This is a genomic window from Kitasatospora sp. LaBMicrA B282, assembly GCF_050325825.1.
Classification (GTDB): Bacteria; Actinomycetota; Actinomycetes; order Streptomycetales; family Streptomycetaceae; genus Kitasatospora.
In genome coordinates, this window is the sequence record NZ_JBNQTI010000014.1 from 54,048 (window position 1) to 78,392 (window position 24,345).

General features: G+C 73.6%; 23 protein-coding genes and 1 pseudogene. 13 read left to right on the top strand and 11 right to left on the bottom strand.

Features of this window, described 5'->3' with window-relative positions; all coding sequences use genetic code 11:
- Window positions 1-13: 13 nt before the first annotated feature.
- The 8 genes from ACQRUO_RS06990 to ACQRUO_RS07025 all read left to right on the top strand — a co-directional run bounded on the left by ACQRUO_RS06990 (window position 14) and on the right by ACQRUO_RS07025 (window position 8,220).
- Window positions 14-1,111 carry a beta-ketoacyl-ACP synthase III gene (locus ACQRUO_RS06990; protein ID WP_428314860.1) on the top strand — a complete coding sequence of 366 codons (1,098 nt, stop codon included), beginning with the start codon at window positions 14-16 and terminating at the stop codon, window positions 1,109-1,111.
- Between the two features lie 42 nt (window positions 1,112-1,153).
- Entirely contained in the window at window positions 1,154-1,390 is a 237-nt protein-coding gene (locus ACQRUO_RS06995; RefSeq protein ID WP_428314861.1) for an acyl carrier protein, read from the top strand.
- A gap of 2 nt (window positions 1,391-1,392) precedes the next feature.
- Window positions 1,393-2,088, top strand: coding sequence for an HAD family hydrolase (locus tag ACQRUO_RS07000; protein WP_428314862.1), 696 nt, complete (start codon window positions 1,393-1,395; stop codon window positions 2,086-2,088).
- A gap of 20 nt (window positions 2,089-2,108) precedes the next feature.
- Window positions 2,109-3,050: an NADP-dependent oxidoreductase gene (locus ACQRUO_RS07005; RefSeq protein ID WP_428314883.1), complete on the top strand. Its 942-nt coding sequence runs from the start codon at window positions 2,109-2,111 to the stop codon at window positions 3,048-3,050.
- Between the two features lie 36 nt (window positions 3,051-3,086).
- A complete protein-coding gene (locus ACQRUO_RS07010; RefSeq protein WP_428314863.1) occupies window positions 3,087-4,358 on the top strand; it encodes an MFS transporter in 1,272 nt (423 codons plus the stop codon).
- A 90-nt stretch (window positions 4,359-4,448) separates the two neighbouring features.
- Window positions 4,449-6,029: an MFS transporter gene (locus tag ACQRUO_RS07015; RefSeq protein WP_428314864.1), complete on the top strand. Its 1,581-nt coding sequence runs from the start codon at window positions 4,449-4,451 to the stop codon at window positions 6,027-6,029.
- A gap of 59 nt (window positions 6,030-6,088) precedes the next feature.
- Entirely contained in the window at window positions 6,089-7,753 is a 1,665-nt protein-coding gene (locus ACQRUO_RS07020; protein ID WP_428314865.1) for an FAD-dependent monooxygenase, read from the top strand.
- A gap of 56 nt (window positions 7,754-7,809) precedes the next feature.
- Window positions 7,810-8,220, top strand: a complete 411-nt coding sequence (locus ACQRUO_RS07025) for a nuclear transport factor 2 family protein (RefSeq protein WP_428314866.1) — start codon at window positions 7,810-7,812, stop codon at window positions 8,218-8,220.
- Window positions 8,221-8,312: 92 nt separating this feature from the next.
- Here ACQRUO_RS07025 and ACQRUO_RS07030 read toward each other — a convergent pair whose 3' ends face one another.
- Together ACQRUO_RS07030 and ACQRUO_RS07035 are read right to left on the bottom strand one after the other, a co-directional pair.
- Window positions 8,313-9,152 (bottom strand): helix-turn-helix transcriptional regulator, encoded by an 840-nt coding sequence (locus tag ACQRUO_RS07030; protein WP_428314867.1) that lies wholly within the window; start codon window positions 9,150-9,152, stop codon window positions 8,313-8,315.
- A gap of 169 nt (window positions 9,153-9,321) precedes the next feature.
- The gene (locus ACQRUO_RS07035) at window positions 9,322-9,924 is read right to left on the bottom strand and encodes a GNAT family N-acetyltransferase (RefSeq protein ID WP_428314868.1); all 603 of its coding nucleotides are present in this window, start codon (window positions 9,922-9,924) and stop codon (window positions 9,322-9,324) included.
- 83 nt (window positions 9,925-10,007) lie between these two features.
- Between ACQRUO_RS07035 and ACQRUO_RS07040 the strand changes: the two genes are divergently transcribed.
- Both ACQRUO_RS07040 and ybaK read left to right on the top strand, forming a co-directional pair.
- Window positions 10,008-10,736 carry an LON peptidase substrate-binding domain-containing protein gene (locus ACQRUO_RS07040; RefSeq protein WP_428314869.1) on the top strand — a complete coding sequence of 243 codons (729 nt, stop codon included), beginning with the start codon at window positions 10,008-10,010 and terminating at the stop codon, window positions 10,734-10,736.
- 23 nt (window positions 10,737-10,759) lie between these two features.
- Entirely contained in the window at window positions 10,760-11,254 is a 495-nt protein-coding gene (gene ybaK / locus ACQRUO_RS07045) for a Cys-tRNA(Pro) deacylase (protein WP_428314870.1), read from the top strand.
- Here ybaK and ACQRUO_RS07050 read toward each other — a convergent pair.
- From ACQRUO_RS07050 to ACQRUO_RS07075, 6 genes are all read right to left on the bottom strand, one after another.
- A complete protein-coding gene (locus ACQRUO_RS07050; protein ID WP_428314871.1) occupies window positions 11,207-12,085 on the bottom strand; it encodes a hypothetical protein in 879 nt (292 codons plus the stop codon). The genes ybaK and ACQRUO_RS07050 overlap by 48 nt on opposite strands.
- 36 nt (window positions 12,086-12,121) lie before the next feature.
- Window positions 12,122-12,928, bottom strand: a complete 807-nt coding sequence (locus ACQRUO_RS07055; RefSeq protein WP_428314872.1) for an ABC transporter permease — start codon at window positions 12,926-12,928, stop codon at window positions 12,122-12,124.
- 43 nt (window positions 12,929-12,971) lie between these two features.
- Window positions 12,972-13,925, bottom strand: a complete 954-nt coding sequence (locus ACQRUO_RS07060) for an ABC transporter ATP-binding protein (protein ID WP_428314873.1) — start codon at window positions 13,923-13,925, stop codon at window positions 12,972-12,974.
- A 176-nt stretch (window positions 13,926-14,101) separates the two neighbouring features.
- Window positions 14,102-15,289, bottom strand: a complete 1,188-nt coding sequence (locus ACQRUO_RS07065; RefSeq protein ID WP_428314874.1) for an NYN domain-containing protein — start codon at window positions 15,287-15,289, stop codon at window positions 14,102-14,104.
- Window positions 15,290-15,627: 338 nt separating this feature from the next.
- A complete protein-coding gene (locus tag ACQRUO_RS07070; protein ID WP_428314875.1) occupies window positions 15,628-16,656 on the bottom strand; it encodes an aspartate-semialdehyde dehydrogenase in 1,029 nt (342 codons plus the stop codon).
- A 118-nt stretch (window positions 16,657-16,774) separates the two neighbouring features.
- The gene (locus ACQRUO_RS07075) at window positions 16,775-17,725 is read right to left on the bottom strand and encodes a dihydrodipicolinate synthase family protein (RefSeq protein WP_428314876.1); all 951 of its coding nucleotides are present in this window, start codon (window positions 17,723-17,725) and stop codon (window positions 16,775-16,777) included.
- A gap of 70 nt (window positions 17,726-17,795) precedes the next feature.
- On the opposite strand from ACQRUO_RS07075, the gene ACQRUO_RS07080 reads away from it, so the two are divergent.
- The gene (locus ACQRUO_RS07080; protein WP_428314877.1) at window positions 17,796-18,701 is read left to right on the top strand and encodes a LysR family transcriptional regulator; all 906 of its coding nucleotides are present in this window, start codon (window positions 17,796-17,798) and stop codon (window positions 18,699-18,701) included.
- A 36-nt stretch (window positions 18,702-18,737) separates the two neighbouring features.
- On the opposite strand, the gene ACQRUO_RS07085 is transcribed toward ACQRUO_RS07080, so the two are convergent.
- The 3 genes from ACQRUO_RS07085 to ACQRUO_RS07095 all read right to left on the bottom strand — a co-directional run bounded on the left by ACQRUO_RS07085 (window position 18,738) and on the right by ACQRUO_RS07095 (window position 19,596).
- Window positions 18,738-18,956, bottom strand: coding sequence for a DUF4267 domain-containing protein (locus ACQRUO_RS07085; RefSeq protein WP_428314878.1), 219 nt, complete (start codon window positions 18,954-18,956; stop codon window positions 18,738-18,740).
- A gap of 134 nt (window positions 18,957-19,090) precedes the next feature.
- Window positions 19,091-19,342: a type II toxin-antitoxin system RelE family toxin gene (locus ACQRUO_RS07090; RefSeq protein WP_428314879.1), complete on the bottom strand. Its 252-nt coding sequence runs from the start codon at window positions 19,340-19,342 to the stop codon at window positions 19,091-19,093.
- Entirely contained in the window at window positions 19,339-19,596 is a 258-nt protein-coding gene (locus ACQRUO_RS07095) for a type II toxin-antitoxin system Phd/YefM family antitoxin (RefSeq protein WP_428314880.1), read from the bottom strand. The genes ACQRUO_RS07090 and ACQRUO_RS07095 overlap by 4 nt, the downstream gene beginning before the upstream one ends.
- Window positions 19,597-19,909: 313 nt before the next feature.
- On the opposite strand from ACQRUO_RS07095, the gene dnaE reads away from it, so the two are divergent.
- Both dnaE and ACQRUO_RS07105 read left to right on the top strand, forming a co-directional pair.
- Entirely contained in the window at window positions 19,910-23,458 is a 3,549-nt protein-coding gene (gene dnaE, locus ACQRUO_RS07100; protein ID WP_428314881.1) for a DNA polymerase III subunit alpha, read from the top strand.
- 142 nt (window positions 23,459-23,600) lie between these two features.
- A pseudogene (locus tag ACQRUO_RS07105) lies at window positions 23,601-24,345 on the top strand (hypothetical protein); the annotation flags it as partial.

A 24,345-nucleotide genomic window follows, 5' to 3' on the forward strand; every position in this document is an offset into this window, starting at 1 on the left:
AACGGGGAATGTCATGACACGTGTCGCAGTCCTGGCCGGGACCGGCTCCGCGGTACCGGCCCGGGTCGTCACCAACGAGCAGCTCGCCGGGCGGATGGACACCTCGGACGACTGGATCCGTAGCCGGACCGGGATCGCCGAGCGCCGGATGGTGGAGCCGGGCACGGCCACCAGCGACCTGGCGGTGGCCGCCGGCCGCCGGGCGCTGCGCTCCGCCGGTCTGCACCGGGTCGGCGCGGTGGTGGTCGCCACCGCGACCCCGGACTACCAGTGCCCGGCCACCGGGCCGATCGTGGCCGCCGGCCTCGGCCTCGGCGAGATCCCCGCGTTCGACGTGGGCGCGGTCTGCTCGGGCTTCCTCTACGCCCTGGCGACCGGCTCCGGCCTGATCGCGAGCGGGGTCGCCGAGCAGGTGCTGGTGGTCGGGGCCGAGGCCTTCACCACGATCATCGATCCGACCGACCGCAACACCGCGCCGCTCTTCGGCGACGGCGCCGGGGCCGTGGTGCTGCGCGCCGGCGACCCAGAGGAGCCGGGGGCGCTACTGGGCCTGAACCTGGGCAGCGACGGCCTGCTCGCCGATCTGATCATGGTTCCGGCGGGCGGATCACGGCAGCGCTCGCACGGGAACGTCGCGGCGCCGGAGGACCACTACTTCACCATGCGGGGCCGCGAGGTGTTCAAGCACGCGGTGCGGCGGATGGAGGAGTCCTCGCGCACGGTGCTGGAGCAGGTCGGCTGGCAGCTCGCGGAGGTCGACTGGCTGGTCGCCCACCAGGCCAACATCCGCATCCTGCACGCCGTCGCCGACCAGTTGCGGCTGCCCAGGGAGCGCGCGGTGGCCAACCTCGACCGCTACGGGAACACCTCCGCCGCCTCCATCCCGCTCGCGCTGGACGAGGCCGCGGGCCGCGGGCTCTTCACGCCCGGCGACCGGATCCTGCTGACCGCCTTCGGCGCCGGCGCCACCTGGGGCGCAGCGGCCCTGACCTGGCCGGATCTGAGCAACGGGCCGGATCTGGGCAACGGGCCGGCCCTGAGCAACGGGCCCGGCCTGAGCAGTGCGTGGGAGCTGGCGGCGGCCGCGATGGTCGGTCCGGCACAGCTCTGACCCGGCCCCCCGAACCAAGGAAGACGAAAGGCGGAACCACCCATGTCCCTGACCACCTACCCCGGGCTGCTGGAGTTCATCGCGGACAAGGCGGAGATCACCTCCGCCGAACTGCAGCTCGACCAGACCCTCGAGACCATCAACCTGGACTCGCTCACCCTGATCGAGATCTCGCTGTACATCGAGCGGGAGTACGGCCTCAACGTCCCCGAGGGGGACCTCCGCCTCGACCAGGAACTCGGCGAGTGGGTCCGCTACCTGGACGAGCGGATCGGCTGACCGTGGCCCGGCCCGCAGCCTTCCTCGACGTCGACGGCACGCTGCTGCGCGGTGTCAGCCTGTTCCGCTTCCTCGCCCACGACCTGCGGCGGCGCGGGCTCGGTCCGGCGGCCTTCGAGGCCGCGATGGCGGAGAACCGCCGGCTGAAGGCGCTCGGCACGCCCCGCGAGGAGGTCAACCGGGCCTTCTACCGCCAGTTCGCCGGCCGCGAGGTCGGCGAACTGGCGCGGCACGGCGAGCAGTGGTGGGCCGAGGAGGAACGCGGCGGCGGGCTGCTGGACCCCCTGGTGCTGGCGGCCGTCCGCCGGCACCAGGCGGCGGGCGAGCCGGTGGTGCTGGTCTCCGGCTCGTTCCCGCCCTGCCTGGACCCGATCGCCCGCCGGACGGACGCCACCACCGTGCTCTGCACCCGCCCGGCGATCCGCGACGGACGCTACACCGGCGCGGTGGCGCACCCGATGATCGGCGCCCGGAAGGTGCACGCCATCGAGGAGTTGGCGACCCTGCTGGACCTCGACCTGACCCGCAGCCACGCCTACGGGGACCACGCCTCCGACCTGCCGATGCTCGAAGCGGTCGGGCACCCGGTGGTGGTCGGGCCGGACCCGGACCTGCACCGCACGGCCGCCGCCCGCGGCTGGGCCCGACTCGACCGATCGACCCCGGAACCCGGGCGACCGACACCAGAACGAGAGTGAGAGAGCACGTGGCAGAGACCATGAAGGCGATCCGGACGGTCGCCGTCGGCGGCCCCGAGGTGCTGCAGCCCACCGAGGTCCCGCGCCCGGTCCCGGTGCCCACCGAGGTGCTGGTGGAGGTGCACGCGGCGGGCGTCAACCCGGTCGACTGGAAGATCCGCGCCGGGGTGTTCCCGCCCGGGGCGCTCGGCGCACCGCCCTTCGTCCAGGGCTGGGACGTGGCGGGCGTGGTGGCCGCCGGCCCCCGGGTGACCCGGTTCCAGCCCGGCGACGAGGTCTTCGGGTTGATCTGGTTCCCCCGCCAGGGCGGCGGCTACGCCGAGTACGTCACCGCGCCGGCCCGCCAGTTCGCCCGCAAGCCGGCGTCGCTGAGCTTCGCCGAGGCGGCCGCGCTGCCGCTGGCCGGGCTGACCGCCTGGCAGTGCCTGGTCGAGGTGGCCGCACTCGCCGCCGGGCAGCGGGTGCTGGTCACCGCCGCCGCCGGCGGGGTCGGCCACCTGGCCACCCAGATCGCCGCCGGCCTCGGCGCGGAGGTGACCGGGACCGCGACCGCCGCCAAGCACGACTTCCTGCGCGCGCACGGGGTGCACCACCCGGTCGACTACACCGCGGGCCCGCTGCACGAGCAGGTGCGCGACCAGGACGTGGTCCTCGACGTGCTCGGCGGCGAGCACAGCTTCGAGCTGCTGCGGACCCTGCGCCCGGGCGGCCTGCTGATCCTGACCATCGGTCAGCTCAGCCCCGAGCTGGTGACCCGGGCCGCCTCCCTCGGGGTGCGGGTCACGCCGTTCCTGGTCGAGCCGGACCACCGCGGCCTGGAGGCGCTGGCCTCGCTGGTCGACCACGACCTGCTGCGGGTCCACCTGTCCGAGGTCTTCCCGCTGGCCGACGCCGCCAAGGCGCACGCGGCCGGCGAGTCGAACCGGACCACGGGCAAGCTCGTGCTGGCCGTCCGGGACTGACCGACCTCCCACCACCACACCGACGAAGGGCATCCCGTGACCGCTTCCAGCACCCGCTCGACGGCCACCGCCGCCCGGCCGCCGGCCAGACGCCGGATGTCGGCCGGTGGCGGGCTCTCCCGGGGCATGACCGTGCTGTTCGCGGTGGCCGGCGGTCTCGGCGTGGCCAACATCTACTACGCCCAGCCGCTGCTCACCGTCATCGCCGACGCCTTCCACTGCAGCACCGGAACGGCCTCGCTGGTGGCCACCGCGACCACCCTGGGCTACACGATCGGCCTGGCCCTGCTGGTGCCCATGGGCGACCTGGTGAACCGCCGCCGGCTGGTGGTCACCCTGCTGCTGCTGGTCGCGGTCACCGAGTGCGCGGCGGCGGGTGCCCCCTCGATCGGCGCGCTGGTGGTGTCCTGCGGGCTGATGTCGGTCACCGCGGTGGTCGCACCGCTGCTGGTCTCCTTCGCGGCCACCCTGGCCCGCCCGGAGCAGCGCGGCCGGGTGACCGGCACGGTGATGAGCGGCGTGCTGGGCGGCGTGCTGCTGGCCCGCACCGGCGCCGGGCTGGTCGCCCAGTGGGCGGGCGGCTGGCGGGCGGTCTTCCTGGCCGCGGCGGTCCTGATGCTGCTGCTGGCGGGCGTGCTGCACCGGTCCCTGCCGGACCTGCCGCCCGGTGAACGCCTGCGCTACCCGCGGCTGTTGGGCTCGGTGCTGGCGGTGGTCCGGGAGGAACCGCTGCTGCGGCTGCGCTGCGCCTACGGCTTCCTGACCTTCGCCTCCTTCAGCGCCTTCTGGGCCTCGGTGGCCTTCCTGCTCGCCCGGCCGCCGTACTCCTTCGGCGAGGGCCTGATCGGTGCCTTCGGCCTGCTCGGGGCGGCGGGCGCGCTGGCCGCGCGGCTCACCGGGCCGCTGGTGGACCGCGGCCGGGACCGGCTGGCCACCACCGTGCTGCTCGGTGCGGTGCTGCTCTCCTGGGGCCTGCTGGCCCTGGACGGCGGACGCTGGCCGGTCCCGCTGGTGCTGGGCGTGCTGCTGCTGGACTTCGGCGTCCAGGGCAACCAGGTGACCAACCTCGGGGTGCTCTTCCAGCTCCGACCGGAGGCCCGCAGCCGGATCACCATGGCGTACATGGCCACGTACTTCCTGGGCGGCGTGGCCGGCTCGGCGCTCTCCGGCGTGCTCTACGCCGCCGCGGGCTGGGGCGGGGTCTGCACCGCCGGCGCGGGCCTGGCCCTGCTGGCCCTGCTGCTGTGGACCGCCGAGTCGGCCGGCCGGCGCCGACGCGCCGCGGCCACCGGCCCGTCGTCCCGATGAGCCCATCCCGCCGGGCCCCGTCCATGGCGGCCCTCCCCCGCTCCTCCCGTTGACCCTCTCCCTGTTGACTCGCTGACGAAAGGCACTTCCGTGTCGACGGCACCCTCCGGGAGCGCGCAGCCGCGCGTCCATCCCACCATCACCCTGATCGCGGTCTGCGTCGCCTGCGGCCTGCTGCCCGCCTCGCTCACCGGCACCTCGGTGGCCCTGCCGTCGATCGGCAGCCACCTGGGCGCCAGCCTGGTGAGCGTCCAGTGGGTGGTCAACGCCTACAACCTCACCTTCGCCAGCGTGATGCTGGCGGCCGGCTCGATCGCCGACCTGCTCGGGCGGCGGCGGATGTTCGGCCTGGGCCTGGGCGTCTTCACGCTCTGCACCCTCGGCGCGGCCGTGGTCTCCGACATCGTGCTGCTCGACGTGCTGCGGGCGCTCGCCGGCGTGGGCGCCGCGATGGTCCTCACCGCGGCCTCCGCCCTGCTCGCGCAGACCTTCGACGGCCCCGCCCGGATGCGCGCCTTCGGCTTCCTCGGCTCGTCGTTCGGGCTCGGCCTCGCCCTCGGCCCGTCCGCGGCCGGGCTGCTGGTGCAGGCCGGCGGCTGGCGCGCGGTCTTCGTCTGCCACGCCGTGGTGAGCGGCCTGGTCCTGTTCGCCCTGCCGTTCCTGCGCGAGTCGCGCGACCCGAACGGCGCCGGCCTCGACTGGTCCGGGGCGCTGACCTTCAGCGGCAGCCTGTTCGCCGGCACCCTGGCCCTGGTCGAGGGGCCGCAACTGGGCTGGGGCAGCCCGCTGGTGATCGTGCTGCTGGTACTGGCCGCGGTGCTGCTGGCCGGCTTCGTGGTGGCCGAGCAGCGGCAGCAGCGCCCCATGTTCGAACTGTCGCTGTTCCGGCGCCCGCAGTTCGTCGCGGTCTCGCTGATGCCGGTGCTGCTGGCCTTCGGGTTCGTCTGCCTGCTGGTGCTGCTCCCCTCCTACTTCATCGGCATCAACGGGATGAGCTCCCGGCAGGCCGGTCTGACCATGCTGCTGCTGAGCGGTCCCGTGCTGCTGCTCCCGATGGCGGCGGGCGCGCTGTCGCGCAGCGTCCCCACCCGGGTGCTGCTCGGCGGGAGCCTGCTGCTGGTCGGGCTCGGCGCGGCCTGGCTGACCACCATCGACCGCAGCTCCTCCACCGGCGGCCTGGTCGGGCCGCTGCTGGTGATCGGCACCGGGGTGGGCATCTCCTTCGGCCTGCTGGACGGCGCGGCCGTCGGCACCGTGGACGCCAACCGCGCCGGCATGGCCGCGGGCATGTTCAACACGCTGCGACTGACCGGTGAGACGGTCGCCATCGCCGGCATGAGCGCGGTGCTGGTGAGCCTGACCCAGAGCCGGCTGGCCGCCGGGATCGACCGGTACCGCAGCCCGTACACGCACGACGTCGGCACCCTGGCGAACAAGGCGGTGCAGGGCGAACTCTCCTCGGCCGCCCAGTCGGTGGCCGGCGCCGACCACGACGCGTTCGTGACGTTCGTCTCCGACTCCTACACCTCGGCCTTCCACACCGTGCTGTGGGTGCTCGCCGCGGTCTGCCTGCTCGGCGCGCCGGCGATCGTCTGGCTGCTCCGCGAGCGCCGCGGCAACCCGGTGACCGCCCCGACCCGCTCCGCCGAGGAGACGGTCTCCGCGCTGTGACCCCGGCACCGCTCGTCCCCACGCACGTCCTCCCACCAAGTGACCAAGGAGACAGACCCATGACCGAGACTCGGCCGGTCCTCGTCGTCGGCGCCGGGCCCGTGGGCCTGACCGCGGCGGCCGAGCTGGTGCGCCGCGGCGTGCCGGTGCGGATCATCGACCAGGCGCACGAACCCAGCCCGCTGACCAAGGCCCTGATGGTGTGGCCGCGCACCCTGGAGGTGCTGCGCCGCCTCGGCTGCGGCCCGCAGATCGAGAAGTACGGCCTGCCCGTCGACGCCTTCCGCTACTACTCCGACGCCCGGCAGATCTGCCGCCTCGGGTTCGACCGGGCCACCCAGCCCGCGGTGATCACCCAGCCGCACGTGGAGAACATGCTGCGGCTCGCGCTGGAGGAGGCCGGCGGCGCTGTCGAGTGGGACACCGCGCTGCTCGAACTGGCCCAGGACGCGGACGGCGTCACCGCCACGCTGGGCACCGCCACCGGGGAGCCGGAGCAGGCGGAGTTCGCCTACGCGATCGGCGCGGACGGCGCGGCCAGCACGGTCCGCAAGCAGATCGGCCTGGAGTTCGAGGGCGCCACCTACCCCAACCTGTTCATCCTCGCGGACACCTCCGTCGAGGGCGACCTGCAGCGCGACGCGGTCCACTACTTCCAGTCCGACCGGGGCATCCTGGTGATGGTCCCGCTGTACAACGGCCGGTTCCGGGTCTTCACCGCCGCGCCGCCGGAGCTGCGCCCGGAGGGCCTCACCGAGGAGGTGCTGCAGAGTTACGTCGACAACCGCGGCCCCGGCGGCCTGCGGCTGCACGACGTGGACTGGAAGACCACCTTCAAGATCCACGCCCGGCACACCGACCGGTTCCGGGTCGGCCGGGTGTTCCTGGCCGGCGACGCCGCGCACATCCACAGCCCGGCCGGCGGGCAGGGCCTGAACACGGGCGTCACCGACGCGCACAACCTGGCCTGGAAGCTGGACCTGGTGCTGCGCGGGCAGGCCCCCGTCGAGCTCTTCGACAGCTACGACGCGGAGCGCAAGGCGGTGGCGGCCGCCGTGGTCAAGCAGGCCGAGGTGCAGACCAAGGCCTGGCTGCTCAAGGAGCCCTGGCAGGTGGCGCTGCGGGACGTGGCCGCCGGACTCGCCGAGCGGCTGGGCCTGTTCGACCGGCTGTACACGCCGTGGCTGGCCGGCCTCACCAACGGCTACCCCACCGGCATCGCGGTCGCCGCGGAGCCCGTCGATGCCGCCCGGTCGAACCCGCTGCCGTTCGCCGACCTGCTGCCGCTGGGGCCGGACGAGTTCCGCAACGGCTACCTGCTGCCCAACCTCACGGTGCTGGCCGGGGCGGACCGGCAGGCCGTGCTGCTGCGCGACGCGCTGCCGGACCGGTACACGATCCTGCTCACCCTGCCGGACGGCGAGAGCGCCGTCCCGGCGCCGACCCGCGCGGCGCTGGACGAACTACACCGTCAGTACGGCGACTTGGTGACGGTCTTCACCGTCACCGGTGACGGCCTGCTGGTCGAGGGCGTGCCGGCCGAGCCGCCCGCCGTCGGTGGCGGCATCGCGCTCGGCTGGCGCCCGCGGGCCCACGGCGCGGTGCTGGTCCGGCCGGACCACTACCTTGCCGAGCAGGACGGCAGCCCGGAACTGACCCGGGTGGCGGCGCAGTTGCGCGCCGCCCTGCTGCCCGCCGCGGACGCCGCCGCGCTGCCGGCCTGAGGCCTCCCCACCTCCACCATCCACACCCGAGCCCACATCCGAGAAAGGCACCCACGATGACGACGACCGCCAAGCCGGGCACCGCCGAGACCGTTCAGGAGTTCTTCGGCCGGTTCGGCGCCGGCGACCGGCCCGGCATGCTGGCGCTGTTCGCCCCGACCGTGGACTTCCTGGTGGCCGGCGCGGAGACGGTCCCGTGGACCGGCCACCGCACCACCCCCGCCGAGGTGGACGCGTTCCTGCGCAGCGCCCTGGAGGACGTGACCACCAAGGAGTTCGCCGTGGAGCGGATCCTGGTGGACGGCGCCGACGCCGTCGTGCTCGGCTCCTTCGCGCACGAGGTGCACCGCACCGGGAAGCTCTTCAGCAGCGTCTTCGCGCTGCGGATCACCGTCAACGACGGCCTGATCGAGCGCTACCACATGTTCGAGAACAGCCACGGCGCCGCGCTGGCCTTCGCGCAGTAGTTCGCCCAACGGTTCGCCCAGCAGTTCGCGCCGTCGGGCAGCCGCCCCGGCACCCTCGGCCGCCGGTCCCTCGACCGGCGGCCGACGCGGCGTCAACCGGGGAACAGCCCGGCGAGGCGGTCGCGGGTCTCCTCGTCCGTCGGCGTGTGCAGGATCAGCTTGACGCTGTCGTTGGCGGCGAGGTTCCAGGTGTGCACGTGGAAGGTGAACGCGCCGGCCTGCTCGTGCCGCACCACCTTGGCCCGGTGCTGGTCCACCTCCAGCACGTCGTGGCTCTCCCAGAGCTTCCTGAACTCCGGGCTCAGGTCGCAGAGCCGGCCGGTCAGTTGGTCCAGCCGCGGGTCGCCGAAGTACGAGGCCATCTCGGCGCGGAAGTGCGAGACCGTCACCTCGGCCAGGTGCTCGGGGCTCTCGTACCGTTCCCAGCAGGAGGAGTCCGTGAAGAAGGTGATCAGCACGTTCGCCCCCAGCGGGAAGCCGAGCACCTCCGGCACCGCCGCGTTGGCGGCCAGGATGTTGAAGAACGGGTCCACCGCAAGCGCCGGCTGCGGGAACCACTGGTTCACGATCTCGTCGAGGTGACTGCGCGCCTCCGCCCCGGGCTCCTGCTGCGGCTGGTCCGAGGGGCTGACGCCGGCGAGCCTGAACAGGTACGCCGACTCGGCCGAACTCAGGCGTAACGCACGGCAGATCGCGTGCACCACCTCCGGCGAGACGTTGATGTCCCGGCCCTGTTCCAGCCAGGTGTACCAGGACGTCCCCACCCCGGCGAGCACGGCGACCTCCTCCCGCCGCAGGCCGGGCGTGCGGCGCCGGCGCGAGGGGTCGATCCCCAACACCTCCGGGGACAGCCGAGCCCGTCTGCTCCGCAGGAACTGGCTCAGCTCCTGAAGTCTGTGCCGCTTGGCCGCATCTGACGTTGCATGGACCACGGTCCGTCACCCCCGTACGAAGGAGATCGGCTCAGCAGCTGTGCTGAGCCAGGCAGCTGTGCGACGTCCTCAAGAGTCCAGAAGCCCAGGAATCCGCCTGGCGGGCGGCTCAAGCCGGCCTCGACCCAACCCATACTGCCAGAGGGTTGTAACAGGCTCCATAAGTTCTTTACTCCCGTCGCGACTCCACTGTTCCACGAGCCTCCGACATTCCCGCACGCCCCTGCGGCCGGCCCCCGCACCGCCCCCGGCGCCACTCCTCCTCCAAGATCCCGAACACCTCCGTGTCCCGCCACCCGTCGCGCAACAGGTCCGCGTCGCGCAACCGGCCCTCGTGGACCAGGCCGAGCTTGCGCAGCACCCGCGCGGAGCCGACGTTGCGCGGGTCGCAGGTGCCGAAGACGCGGTGCAGGCCGAGCCGGTCGAAGCCGTGGGCGAGCAGCAGCCGGCCGATCGCGGTGGCGATCCCGGCTCCCCAGTGGTCCGGGTGCACCAGGTAGGCGATCTCGCCCTGCCGGGCCCGGCGACTGCGGACCAGGAGCTCGCCCATGCCCACCGGCACCGGCCCGAGCCGGGCCAGGAAGGCGTACCGCTCCTGCGGGTCGGCCGCCCAGGCTGCCACCGCCTGCTCGACGAACTGCCGGCTCTGCTCCTCGGTGTTGGGCCCCCAGGGCTGGTGGCGGCAGACCTCGGGCCGGGCGGCCCAGGAGTGGACAGCGGTCCAGTCGGCGGGCTCGATCCGGTGCAGGGTCACCGCTGGCTGCGTGGTCATGGGGCGATCCTGACACGGACACGACCACCCCCGGCCCCCATGCCCCCGACCGCCGCCCGGCGCGGGCGGCTACGCTGTGCGCCGTGACAGAACGGCTGCCGATCTTCCCGCTCAACGCCGTGCTCTACCCGGGGCTGGTGCTGCCGCTGCATGTCTTCGAGGAGCGGTACCGCCGCCTGGTGGCGGACCTGCTGGCCGAGCCCGAGGAGGCGCCGCGGCGGTTCGGGGTGGTGGCGATCAAGGACGGGCGCGAGGTGGCTCCGGTCACCGAGAGTGACAAACCGGCCGGTCCGCTGGACGGGCTCGGCATCCCCGACGGGGACCCGCTGCAGGCACTGCACCAGGTCGGCTGCGTGGCCGACATCGCCTCGGTCACCCCGCAGCCGGACGGCCGCTACGAGCTGCTGATCACCGGCACCACCCGGTTCGAGCTGACCGCCCTGGAGACCGGCGGGCCCTACCTGGTCGGCAGCTGCGAGCCGCTCGCGGAGCGACCGGGCAGCGGGGCCGGCGCGCTGGCCGCCGGGGTGGAACGGGCCTTCCGGGCCTACCAGAAGCGGCTGGCCGGGGCCCGGCAGACCAGCCTCTCCGGTGAGCAGGAACTGCCGGACGACCCCCAGGTGCTCTCCTACCTGGTGGCCGCGGCCTCGGTGCTGGAGGTGCCGGTCAAGCAGCAGCTGCTGGCCTGCCCGGACAACGCGACCCGGCTCGCCGCCGAACTGGAGCTGCTGCGCCGGGAAACGGCGCTGCTGAACTGGCTGCCCTCGGTCCCGGCGGTGGAGCTGACCCGCCAGCCGTTCAGCCGGAACTGACACCACACGACCGGGAGCGCGCGATGGCGAAGAAGAACGGCGGCGGCAAGGGCACCCCGGCCACGGTGGCGCTGGAGGCCGCCGGGGTGCCGTTCACGGTGCACGCCTACCAGCACGACCCGGCCGCCGAGTCCTACGGCGGCGAGGCGGCGCAGGCCCTGGGCATCGACCCCGGGCGGGTCTTCAAGACCCTGGTCGCCGAGGTGGACGGCGCCCTCACGGTCGGCGTGGTGCCGGTGGCGGGGCAGCTGGACCTCAAGGCGCTGGCCGCCGCGGTGGGCGGCAAGCGGGCGGCGATGGCCGACCCGGCGGCGGCCGAGCGCAGCAGCGGGTACGTGCGCGGCGGCATCTCGCCGCTGGGCCAGCGCAAGCCGCTGCGGACGGTGCTGGACGCCACCGCGCTGGCCCACCCGACGATCTACGTCTCGGCGGGCCGGCGCGGCCTCGAGGTGGAGCTGGTGCCCGCCGACCTACTGCGCCTGACGGGGGCCGTCAGCGCCGAGATCGGCCGGCGCTGAGGGCACCGCCTCGGCCGGAGCCGCGGGCGAGGCCGAGGACGGCGGCGGGACCACCGCGCCGGACGGACCCTCGGAGCGGCGGTCGGGACCGGGCTCCGGCGAGGGCGCGGGCAGCGGCGAGCTGCTGGCGACCCCCTCCGCACCGGCCGGCTGCGCCACCGCGGCGCCGTCGGCGGACGGCTGCGCCGGGCCCGCCCAGTACGGCGGCGGGTCCTGCTCGCGCTTGCCGAAGGTGGCGGTCAGCGCGAGCAGCAGCACCAGGCTGGCCATCGGCCAGGCCAGCAGCGCGCCCTTCGCGCCCAGCGCGAGCGCCTCGTTGAAGGTGTGCCCGTCCCCGACCTGCTTGGCGTGCGCCACGATGTTGCCGGTCGGGCCGAAGAGCACGCCCAGCTGCCAGGCGATCCAGGAGGCGGCCAGCCCGCCGGCGGTGAGCACGCCCGCCACCACGATGCCGCCGCCGCGCTGCCGGGTGCGCCAGAACGCGCCGGCCGCCGCGACCAGCCCGAAGCCGAGGCCGAGCAGCACGAAGACGCTGTCCGCGCCGGCCGCCTGCTCCCCCTCCGGGTCGACGTAGAGCACGCTCTGCCCGTGCACCACCAGCGGCACCTCGGGCGCCAGCCAGAACCACATCGCACCCATCAGCACGCCGAGCACCAGGCAGGCGCCGAGGATCGGGGCGCCGACCAGCAGCTCGGGGCTCAGCCGCCGCCAGGGCGTGGGCGGCGCTTCGGGAATCGGCAGCGGCCAGTCGCTCGGCGCGGGCGTGTCCGGGGCACCGTGCGGCTCGTCGGCCGCGCCGGGCGTGTCCGGGGAACTGTTCGGTACGGTCACGCCGCCCATCGTTTCACGCCGACCCCGCGAAACCCGCTAGCGGGTCGTGGCGCGGCGGTAGGACCACGTCGCCAGGGTGAGCGAGGCCAGCCCGACACCGGCGCAGACGGCCAGGTCCGCCACGACCTGCGGCCAGTCGGGGTGCCGGGCGAAGGTGGCGGCGAACGCGTCCACGCCGTAGGTGGAGGGCAGCAGGTCGCGCAGCACCCGGACCGCGCCCGGCAGGTGGGAGGCGGGCAGCACGCCGAGCAGCAGCGCGGCCGACATGCCGAGCTGGCCGGCCATGGTGGCCAGCTCCTGCTTGGGAGCCAGCAGCCCGAGCGCGGCGCCGAGCCCGCTGAGCGCCGCGCCAGCGAGCGGGACGACGGCGAGCAGCACCCACAGGTGGGCCGGGGAGAGGCCGAAGAGCACCGCGCCGAATCCGGCGGTGACCAGCGCGCCGGGCAGCGTGAAGGAGGCGTAGGCGGCGGCCGCGCCGAGCACCACCGAGGCGGCCGGCACCGGCAGCGTCGCGTAGTGGTCCAGGCCGCCGGTGGCGCGCAGCCGGCCGAAGTACTGGGCGAGCAGGTTGAGCGCCACGAAGGCGACCACCAGCACGCTGGAGCCGGCCACCACGGCCCGCGCCGACGGGTTGTCGCCGCTGTCCACCACGCCGCGCATCATCACCAGGATGCCGACCGACTGGAAGGTGGCGACGAACATCAGCGGGATCCGGGCCACCTTGGCCCGGGCCAGCTGCGCCCGGTAGACGGCGGCGAGCGCGGGCAGCAGCCGGGCCGCCGGGGCCAGCGGGGCGGCCTGGCCGGCCGGCGCGGACACGGGAGCGGGGGTGAGTACGGTCACGTCACAAGTCCTACGGTCACGGGGCCGGTTCCCGGTCCTGCGGTCACTTCGCCAGTCCTTGGTGGCGGCCGCCGAGCCGGAGGTAGACGTCCTCCAGGCTCGGGGTGGCCAGGGTGAAGTCGTCCAGGGCCGCGAAGGCCGGCCCGGTGGTGACGGCGGCGACCAGCTCCCTGGCCTCCTCCGGGGTGGTCCGCACCGTCCAGCGCCGGCCGGTGCGCTCCGCGCGCTCGGCCAGCCGGGCGACGGCGGCCACCTCCAGCGGCGGCTCGGAGCGCCACACCAGGTCGAGCCGGACGTCGCCGTCGACCAGGGCCTTGAGCCCGCCGGGGGTGTCGCAGGCGATCACCCGACCCTCGTCGAGCACCGCGACCCGGTCGAGCACCGTCTCGGCCTCGATCACGTTGTGGGTGACCAGCAGCACGGTGGTGCCGCGCTCGGCCCGGCGGCGGTCCACCGCGGTCCACACGGCACGCCGGGCCACCGGGTCCATGCCGGTGGTGGGCTCGTCCAGCACCAGCAGCGGGCGCTCGCCGACCAGGGTGGCGGCGAAGCAGGCCAGGCGCCGCTGGCCGCCGGAGAGCTTGGCCAGCGGGCGGCCGGCCAGCGCGGCCAGCCCCAGCTCGTCCAGGACCGCGGCGCTCTCGGCGCGGGCGGCGGCCCGGCCCAGCCCGCGCAGCCGGCCGGTGGTCTCGGCGGCCAGCGCCACGGTCAGCTCGTCCAGCGCGGTGGACTCCTGGCCCAGGTAACCGAGCAGCCGGGCGGCCCGCTCGGGGTGCCGGACCACGTCGTGGCCCAGGATCTGCACGCTGCCCGCGTCCGGTCGCAGCAGTCCGGTGAGCTGGCGGACCAGCGTGGACTTGCCGGCGCCGTTCGGGCCGAGCAGCCCGAAGATCTCGCCCTGGCGGATCTCCAGGTCGACCCCGTCATTGGCCCGGATCTCGCCGTGGCTCTTGGTGAGACCCCGGACGGAGCAGCAGGGCGAAGCGGCGTCACTCACGAACGGAGACTCTACGCGCCGAGCATGAGGAAACCGGACCAGGGGCCCACCGCACTGCCCGCCCGCGGCGGCCCGGCGCGGGCTGGGGCGTGTCTTTCGGATCACGCCGGGCGGTCGCCGCCGGGGCACGCACTCCAACGCCGCGCGCTGATCCGACGTGATCCGAAAGACACGCCCTAATCGTCCAGCGTGATCAGCTCGCCGCCCGGCACCCGGGCGGCCAGCTCCTTCCAGAAGCCGGCCCGGATGGCGTACCGGTCGTGCTCGTCGATCTGGTCGTCCTTGTGCGCGAGCAGGCCGAACCGGGCCGCGTAGCGCAGCAGCTCGCCGTCCACCCGGTGCGGGATGCGCGGGTAGTCGGCCCAGATCGGGGTGAGCCGCTCCCGGTCGCCCAGCCGCTCGGTCCAGCGGCGGGCGAAGACCTGGCCGACCTCGTGCGGGTCGCCGCCGATCGCGGTGATGTCCTCCTCGCGGTCGGCCCAGCGCTGCTCGGCGGTGGTGAGCTGGGCCAGGGTGGGCAGCGCGTCGGCGGCGGTGGGCGGCTCGGCCGGGCGGTCCACCCAGCCGCGGTCGGAGGACCAGCGCAGCACCGGGCCGTTGCTCGCGGCGGGGGCGCCGTGCTGCTGGTGCACCTGGGCGGTGCGGCTGGCCAGGTCCTTGGGGGTGGGGACGACCTTGAGCGCGGTGGGCGGCAGCGCGGTCGGCTCGACCGGCGGGGCGGGGGCCTCGGCCGCGGCGGGCGGGGCGGCCGGCGGGGCGGCCAGGATCTTGGCGATCTCCGGGCGCGGCCCGGCCGGCGGGAAGGCGACCGCCGGTTCGCGCAGCCGCACCGAACGGGTGATCCACTCGCGGTCCAGCACCCGGCGCTCGTCGGCCTCGCCGACCAGGTCCTCGGACTGGTTGAAGTCGCCGTCGGCGGCCTGCAACGCCCACAGGTGGACGGCCACGCCGTGCTCCTTGGCCGACATCATGCCGGGCAGCAGGTCGCCGTCCCCGGTGACCAGCACCACGTCGGCGCAGGCCCGGTTGCGGGCCAGCTCGGACAGCTCGGCGTGCATCGCCGCGTCCACGCCCTTCTGCACCCAGCGGCCCTCGGCCCGGGTGAGCGCGCCGAGCCGCACGGTGACCCGGGGCAGCACCCGCAGCCGGCGGTGCTCGGGCATCGGGCGGCGCTCGGGGGCCGCGTCGAACCAGTAGATCCGCAGCAGCGGCAGGCCGGTCTCCTCCTCGGCGCGCTCGCGCAGCGAGGTGATCAGCGCGGTGTGGTCGACGGTCACCCGGGAGCGGGCGGGCTCCCCGGCGAGCAGGCTGGCGGCGGCGCCCAGCAGGTATCCCGCGTCCACCAGGACGACGCAGCGGTCCATGAGGCACCCCTCTTCCTGTGCTCTGCCGCTGAGCACGGGCAGTTCGTGCAGTGTGCCCGAGGGAGGCTCGTCTGGGCACCCTGCCGGACCGTTGCGGTCTCCTTTACCCCCCGAAGGCGTGGTGAATCACCCACCTGCGCGGGCTCCGGTCAGCCGAGCGGGGGGAGGGCCAACCCCCCCCGTCCAGCCCCCCCCCCCCCCCCCCCCCCACCCCCCCCCCCCCCCCCCCCCCCCCCCCCCCCCCCCCCCCCCTCCCCCCCCCCCCCTCCCCCCCCCCCCCCCCCCCCTCCCCCCCCCCCCCCCGCCGCAGCACCGCCGGGGCCGTCGCCCCGACCCGGTCAGCCGGCCAGCTTGGCCGCCACCAGCTCGGCGATCTGCACCGCGTTCAGCGCCGCGCCCTTGCGCAGGTTGTCGTTGGAGAGGAAGAGCGAGATGCCGTGCTCCACCGTCTCGTCGCGGCGGATCCGGCCCACGTAGGTCGGGTCCTGGCCGGCCGCCTGCAGCGGGGTCGGGATGTCGGTCAGCACCACGCCGGGCGCGTCGGCGAGCAGCTCGGCCACCCGCTCGGGGCTGATCGGCCGCTCGAACCGGGCGTTGACCTGGAGCGAGTGGCCGGTGAAGACCGGCACCCGGACGCAGGTGCCGGAGACCTTGAGGTCCGGGATGCCGAGGATCTTGCGGCTCTCGTGCCGCAGCTTCTGCTCCTCGTCGGTCTCGTTCAGGCCGTCGTCCACGATCGAGCCGGCCAGCGGGATCACGTTGAAGGCGATCGGGCGCCGGTAGACCTGCGGCTCGGGGAGCTCGACCTTGTCGCCGCCGTGGGTGAGCGCGGCTGCCTCGTCCACCACCTTGGCGGCCTGGCCCTGCAGCTCGCTGACGCCGGCCAGGCCGCTGCCGGAGACCGCCTGGTAGGTGGCGACCACCAGCGCGGTCAGGCCGGCCTCCTGGTGCAGCGGGCGCAGCACCGGCATAGCGGCCATGGTGGTGCAGTTGGGGTTGGCGATGATGCCCTTGGGGGCGTCGGCGAGCGCGTCCGGGTTGACCTCGCTGACCACCAGCGGGACCTCGGGGTCGCGCCGCCAGGCGGAGGAGTTGTCGATCACCACGGCGCCGGCCGCGGCCACCTTGGGCGCCAGCTCCTTGGAGGTCGAGCCGCCGGCCGAGAAGATCACGATGTCCAGGCCGGTGTAGTCGGCGGTGGCCGCGTCCTCCACCGTGACCTCGGTGCCCTGCCAGGGCAGCGTCCGGCCGGCCGAGCGGGCCGAGGCGAACAGCCGCAGCTCGGTCACCGGGAACCGGCGCTCCGCCAGGATCTCCCGGACCACGCCGCCGACCTGGCCGGTGGCACCCACGATGCCGATCTTCATCCGTACTTCCTCTCCGCTCTCACTGCTCTGTGCTCATCTTGCCTGCTCCGGCGGTCCGCATCCGCACGGTATTCACCAGGTGGACACCGCGGCGGCTCACCAGCCGGACCGTCCGTGCTCACCTGGTGGACAGCGCTGCCGCCGCCGGCGGTTCCGCCGACCGGCCGGGCGCCAGCTCCGCCAGGGCCACCAGGGCCTGCTCGGCCGCGGCCACCGCCGCCGGGCCCGCCGGGAGCAGCGGCAGCCGCACCGCGGCGCTCGGGATCCGCCCCTGGGCGGCCAGCACGCCCTTGACCACCGCCGGGTTGGGCTCGGCGAAGCAGGCCGCCGCGAGCGCGGCCAGCCGGTGGCCCAGCGCGCGGGCCCGGTCGAGCTCCCCGGCCCGCCAGGCCTCGGCCAGCTCGACGAACCGCCCGGTGGCCAGGTGCGCGCTGGCCAGGATCCCGCCGGGCGCACCGAGCGCGAGCAAGGGGGAGAAGACCACGTCGTCGCCGCCGAGGACCGCGAACCCGGGCGGGGCCGCGGCGAGCAGTTCGACCACTGCGGCATCCAGCGCGCCGGTGGCGTACTTCACCCCGACGACGCCGGGCAGCGCGGCGATCTCGGTCCAGGTCGCGGCGCCCAGCTGCTGACCGGTGCGGTGCGGGACGTGGTAGACGACCAGCGGCAGCGGGCTCGCGGCGGCCAGCTCGCGGAAGTGGGCGAGCACGCCCGCCTCCCCCGGCCGCACGAACGGCGGCACCAGGGCGAGGGCGGCCGTCACCTCCGGGCGCCGCCCCAGCTCGGCCAGGGTCCGCAGGTTCTCCCGGGTGCCCTCGCCGGCCCCGACCAGCAGCGGCACCCCGCGCTCCCGGCAGACCCCGGCGCAGACGTCCAGCACGGCGGCGCGCTCCGCGGGGTCGAGCGCGCTCGGGTCCCCGGTGGTGCCGAGCGCGACCAGCCCGGCCGCGCCCTCGTCGAGCACCTGGTGGGCGAGGGCGGCCAGCGCGTCCAGCGCCACGGTCTCGGCGGTGTCGTCGGTGAACGGGGTGATCAGCGGGACCAGGACCCCGCGCAGGCTGTTGTCCATGGTCCGATCCTCGAGCGGGCGACTCACCAGGTCCAGTTCGCATTTCCACCGCAAACCGTAAGCTGGGCCGATGCTCGACGTCCGCCGCCTGCGCCTGCTGCGCGAACTGGCCCTCCGCGGCACCATCGCCGCCGTGGCCGAGGCCCTCGCCTTCAGCCCCTCCGCCGTCTCCCAGCAGTTGTCCGCGCTGGAGCGGGAGGCCGGTGTGGTGCTGCTGGAGCGCACCGGCCGCCGGGTGGCGCTGACCCCGGCCGCCCACAACCTGGTGCGGCACGCCGAAGCGGTGCTGGCCCAGCTGGAGCAGGCCGGCGCCGAACTGGCCCAGGCCCGGCGCGGCCCGGCCGGCCCGCTGCGGGTGGGCACCTTCCCGTCCGCCGCCCGGGTGGTGATCCCGCCGGCCCTGGCCCTGCTCGCCGAACGCTGCCCGGAGCTGGAGCCGATGGTCGCCGAGGTCGACCCGGCCGGCGTGGCCGACCTGCTGCGGGCCGGCGAGCTGGACGTGGCCCTGGTGCACGACTACGACTTCGTCCCCGCCCCCACCGAGCCGGGCATCGACCGCGCACCCCTCTTCGCCGAGGCCATGTACCTGGCCACGACCACCCCGGGCCCCGGCACCCTGGCCGCCCACGCGGCCGACCCGTGGATCCTCGCCACCCACGGCACCCTCTGCCACGCGATGGCGATCCGGGCCTGCCAGGCCGCCGGCTTCCTGCCCCGGATCCGGCACCGGGTCGACGACTTCGACACCGTCCTGGCCCTGGTCGCCGCCGGGCAGGGGGTGGCGCTGGTCCCCGAGCTCGGCGTGCTCGCCCCGCCGACCGACGTCCACCTGCACCCGCTGCCGATGTCCCGGCGCACCGCCATCACCCACCGCGCCGGAGCCGCCGACCACCCGGCCGTCGCCGCCTTCGGCGCGGCGGTCCGTGCCGCACTGCCGACGGGGCTGCTCACGCACCCCGGCGCGGCACGTTCGTGACGGTCCGTCGTCGTGGGTGCTTGAGGGTGGGCGTGGTCAGGACAGCGCCAGCAGCGCGCCGGCGGCGACCATGACCACGGCCGTGGCGCCGTGCACGCCGAGGTAGGTCTTGGCGGGTCCGCCGCTTTTCCTGGTGATCAGCGCGTCGCACACCGGCATCACCGCGCCGACGAGCGAGATCCAGCCGATCAGGTGAGCGGTGCCGCCGAGCAGCACGACCACCATGAGGAGCCCGGCGCCGAGGGCATCGTGCACGGGCCCAACCGGCTCTCGTGCATGCGGAGGAAACTGTTCTCGATGAGCCACTCCCGCGAGGCGCCGCCCGCCCGCCGAGCACAGGCGCGGCCCGGGGTGGCCCCGATCGGGGCGATCGTGGTGCCTGGTGCGGGTCAGCCGATCCTGCCGAGGTGGATCACCACGATGGTGACGGTGGTCTCGGTGATCTCGTACAGCACCCGGTAGCGACCGACGTGCATCCGGCGCAGGTCCGCGGAGCCGTACTCCGCGGTGCCCGCCGGACGTGGGGAGTCGGCGAGCAGGTCGACCGCGTCCATGACCTGTCGCAGGCCCTCGGGGTCGTCCTTGAGGAACCGGGCGGCGGCGTCGATGGCCGGCTCGTCCCAGATGATCGTGAAGCTCAAGCGTCGCGCCCCAGGCCGAGTTGGGCGCGAACCTGGTCGTGCGGCACGCCCGCGGTCTCGCCGGCAGCCTGCCTGACCCGGTACTGGGCCAGGGCGAGGGCGTCCTCCAGGTCCGCCAGTTCCTGGGGGTTGATGAGGACCGCGGCGGGTTGGCCGTGGTCGGTGATGGTGATGCGCTCGCGGGCATGGGAGGCACGCCGCACCAACGTCCCCAAGCAGGCCCGGGCCTCCGTGATCGGCAAGGTGTCACTCATGTACCAAACTGTACACTTCATGCTGCTTCTGTACAGGCCTGTGCCCGACAACCCATCGACCTTCACTTCCCGCCGCAGCGCCGGCGCGGCGGCACCCGAGGAGCCCAAAGGGGCTCCTGTCAAGGCACGTTGAAGCCTGTCGCCGCGCCCGGTAGGGTCCCGGCAGTGGCCGCCGTCGGGTCGGCGGACCACCCGGGCGAGGGGTCTCCGAGTGGCCGGCGTGGCCCGAGCGGCGGGAGTCGATCAGGGGGGCGGGCGCGCTAGGGTGGATGTCCTCCCAACCCGCAGCCCGACACCCTAGGAGCCGTCCCTCGTGGCCGACAGCTTCGTGCATCTGCATGTCCACACCGAGTACTCGATGCTCGACGGGGCGGCCAAGAACGGCAAGCTGGTCGCCGAGGCCGAGCGGCAGGGCATGCCGGCCATCGCGATGAGCGACCACGGCAACATGTTCGGCGCCTACGAGTTCTTCCAGAAGGCCAAGGACAGCGCGGTCAAGCCGATCATCGGCATCGAGGCCTACGTCGCACCCGGCTCCCGGTTCGAGAAGAAGCCGGTCTTCTGGTCGCCCGGCGGGCAGCGCCCGGCCAGCAGCGACGGTGAGGGCGGCAAGGACGTCTCCGGTGGTGGCCGCTACACCCACATGACCATGTGGGCGCAGAACGCCACCGGCCTGCGCAACCTCTTCAAGCTCTCCTCGCTCGCGTCGATGGAGGGCTACTACATGAAGCCCCGGATGGACCGCGAGCTGATCGCCGCCAACGCCACCGGGATCATCGCCACCACCGGCTGCCCCTCGGGGGAGATCCAGACCCGGCTGCGCCTGGGCCAGTACGACGAGGCGGTCAAGGCCGCCGACGCCTACCAGCAGATCTTCGGCAGGGAGAACTACTTCCTGGAGCTGATGGACCACGGCCTGGACATCGAGCGCGACGTCCGCCTGGACCTGCTCCGGCTGGCCAAGCAGCTGAACATCCCGCTGCTGGCCACCAACGACTCGCACTACGTCACCGCCGACCAGGCCGACGCGCACGACAGCCTGCTCTGCGTCGGCGTGGGCAAGAACAAGGACGACCCGAACCGGTTCAAGTTCCAGGGCACCGGTTACTACGTGAAGACCTCCGAGGAGATGCGCGCGCTCTTCAGCGAGCTCCCCGAGGCCTGCGACAACACCCTGCGGATCGGCGAGCGGGTGGAGTCGTACAAGGAGGTCTTCGACTACGTCGACCGGATGCCGCAGTTCGACGTGCCCGAGGGCGAGACCCAGGCCTCCTACCTGCGCAAGAAGATCGAGATCGGTCTGCAGAAGCGCTACGGCGACAGCCCGAACCAGGAGGTCCTCGACCGGATCGAGCTGGAGATGGGCGTCATCACCCCGATGGGGTTCGACTCCTACTTCCTCGTGGTCGCCGACATCTGCGAGTACGGCCGCAACAACGGCATCCCGGTCGGCCCCGGCCGTGGTTCCGCCGCAGGCTCGATGGTCGCCTACCTGACCGGCATCACCCAGCTGGACCCGCTCGAGCACGACCTGCTGTTCGAGCGCTTCCTCAACCCCGAGCGCATCAACCCCCCGGACGTCGACATCGACTTCGACGACCGCCAGCGCGACCAGATGGTGCGCTACGTCACCGACAAGTACGGCGAGGCGTACACCGCCCAGGTGAACACCTTCGGCACCATCAAGGCGAAGGCCGCCGTGAAGGACGCGAACCGCATCCTCGGCTACCCCTTCTCGATGGGCGACCGGATCACCAAGGCGATGCCGCCGGACGTGATGGGCAAGGGCGTCCCGCTCACGGACCTCTTCAACGAGTCGCACCCTCGCTACAACGAGGGCACCGAGATCCGGCAGATGTACAACAACGAGCCGGACGTCAAGAAGATCATCGACACCGGCATCGGCATCGAGGGCCTGATCCGCGGCACCGGCGTGCACGCCGCGGCCGTCATCCTCTCCTCGACCCCGCTGCTCGACCTGATCCCGCTGCACAAGCGGGACAAGGACGGCGTGATCATCACCGGCTTCGACTACCCGTCGTGCGAAGCCATGGGCCTGATCAAGATGGACTTCCTGGGTCTGCGGAACCTGGGCATCATCGATCACTGTCTCAAGATCATCAAGGCCAACCGCGGCCTCGACGTCGACATCGACCAGATCGCGATCGACGACCCGACCACGTACCAGATGCTCGCCCGGGGTGACACGCTCGGCGTCTTCCAGCTCGATGGCGGCCCGATGCGCGCCCTGCTGCGCCTGATGAAGCCCACCGAGTTCGCCGACATCTCCGCCGTCTCGGCGCTGTACCGCCCCGGCCCGATGGGCATGAACTCGCACACCAACTACGCGCTGCGCAAGAACGCCCAGCAGGAGATCCTGCCGATCCACCCGGAGCTGGAGGAGCCGCTCAAGGACGTCCTCGGCCCCACCTACGGCCTGATCGTCTACCAGGAGCAGGTGCAGCGTGCCGCGCAGGTGCTGGCCGGCTACAGCCTCGGCCAGGCAGACCTGCTCCGCCGCGCGATGGGCAAGAAGAAGAAGGAGGTGCTGGAGAAGGAGTTCGTCCCGTTCCACGCCGGGTGCCACGAGCGCGGCTACTCCGACGAGGCGATCCAGGCGGTCTGGGACGTGCTGGTCCCCTTCGCCGGCTACGCGTTCAACAAATCGCACTCGGCCGCCTACGGCCTGGTCTCCTACCAGACCGCCTACCTCAAGGCGAACTACCCCGCCGAGTACATGGCCGCCCTGCTCACCTCGGTCGCCGACGACAAGGACAAGATGGCCGTCTACCTGGCCGAGTGCCGGGCGATGGGCATCAAGATCCTCTCCCCCGACGTCAACGAGTCGGTGGTCGACTTCACCGCCGTCGGCACCGACGTGCGGTTCGGCCTCAAGGCCGTGCGCAACGTCGGCGTGCCGGTGATCGAGTCGCTGATCAAGACCCGCAAGGAGAAGGGCAAGTACTCCTCCTTCGCCGACTTCCTGGACAAGGTCGAGCTGGTCGCCTGCAACAAGCGCACCGTCGACTCGCTGATCAAGGCCGGCGCCTTCGACTCGCTCGGCCACACCCGCCAGTCGCTGGTCGCGGTGCACGAGACCGCGATCGACGCGGTCACCGGGGTGAAGAAGCAGCAGGCGATCGGCCAGGACGACCTGTTCGGCGCCCTCGACACCGGCTCCGACGCCCCCACCATCGGCCTGGACTTCGAGCTCTCCGACCGCGAGTGGCCGCGCAAGCAACTGCTCAGCCTGGAGCGCGAGATGCTCGGCCTCTACGTCTCCAGCCACCCGCTGGACGGCGCCGAGCACATCCTGGCCCGCAACCGCGACGTGTCGATCGCCGAACTCATGGGCTCCGGCCGCACCGAGGGCGAGGTCCGGCTCTCCGGTCTGGTCACCGGCGTGGACCGGCGGATCAACAAGGCCGGCAACGCCTGGGCGATCATCACCCTGGCCGACCGCGACGGCTCGGTGGAGGTGCTCTTCTTCCCCGCCACCTACAACCTGATGGCCGACCAGATGGTGGAGGACAACGTCGTCTCGGTGCGCGGCCGGCTCAACGAGCGCGACGGGGCGCTGAGCATCTTCGGCCAGGAGATCACCACACTGGACGTCTCCGCCGCCGAGCACGGCGGCAAGCCGCCGGTGCAGATCACCGTGCCCTACCCGAAGGTGACCCCGGACATGGTGCGCGAGCTCAAGCTCACCCTCCAGGCGCACCCCGGTGACGTGCCGGTGCGGCTGCTGACCACCAGTCGGCAGCGGGACGTGCTCTACGAGCTGGGCTTCCTGGTCAACCCGGACACCGCCTTCGCCAGCGAGGTGAAGACACTGCTCGGGCCGGCCGCCTGGAGCGCCTGAGCCGAGGATCCGTCAGGACGGGGAGCCGGGGACCGACGTCCCCGGCTCCCCGGCATTCCCGGGCATTTGGTCGGCGCGCTAGTCTCGGCCCGCGCGAAACTCCGCGGCACGGCCGCGGCGCGCCCGCTCGGAAGGGGAGACGATGAGTTACGCGCCGCCGGTCGGGGGCTTCCAGGCCCCGCAGCGAGCGCCCAAGGGCGAGGGCGGCGGTGCGCTGCCCGGGTTGGCGATCCTGCTGATCGTGACGTTGCTGCTGGACTTCGGGATCCTGGGCTTCGACCTCTCCCAGGAGGGCGCGAGCTACCTGCAGTACGCCATCGGCTTCAACTTCGGGCACTTCCACGGGTACACCGCGGTCGCGTACAACTGCGGCAACCTCTCCTCCGACGTCGCGATCATCGCGATGATCATCGGAGCGTTCAGCGGTGCCCGCTGGGTGCGGCCGGCCGGGACCGTCCTGCTGCTGACCAATGCCTACGTCAGCATCATGAGCATCGTCCAGCAGCTGACCGGCGACGACTTCACCCGGCACGAGTTCGCCTCGCCGGCCTCCCACCTGCTGGTCAACCTGGACCTGATCCTGCAGGCGGTCCTCGGCCTGGTCTTCGCGCTGATCGTGGCCGCCACCGCCAAGCGCACCCCTAGCGCCACCCCCGCCCCCGGCTTCGCCTCGCCCTACACGCCGCCGATGCCCGGTGCCCCCATGCCCGGCGCCCCGATGCAGGGCGCTCCCATGCCCGGAGCACCGATGCAGGGTGCCCCGATGCCGGGCGCGATGCCCGGCGCCCCCGTCCCGCCGGCCGCGCCCTACGGTGCCCCGATCCCCCCGCAGCCCGCCCCCGGCGGCTACGGCGCCCCCGCCGCCGCACCCGCGCAGCCCCCGGCCG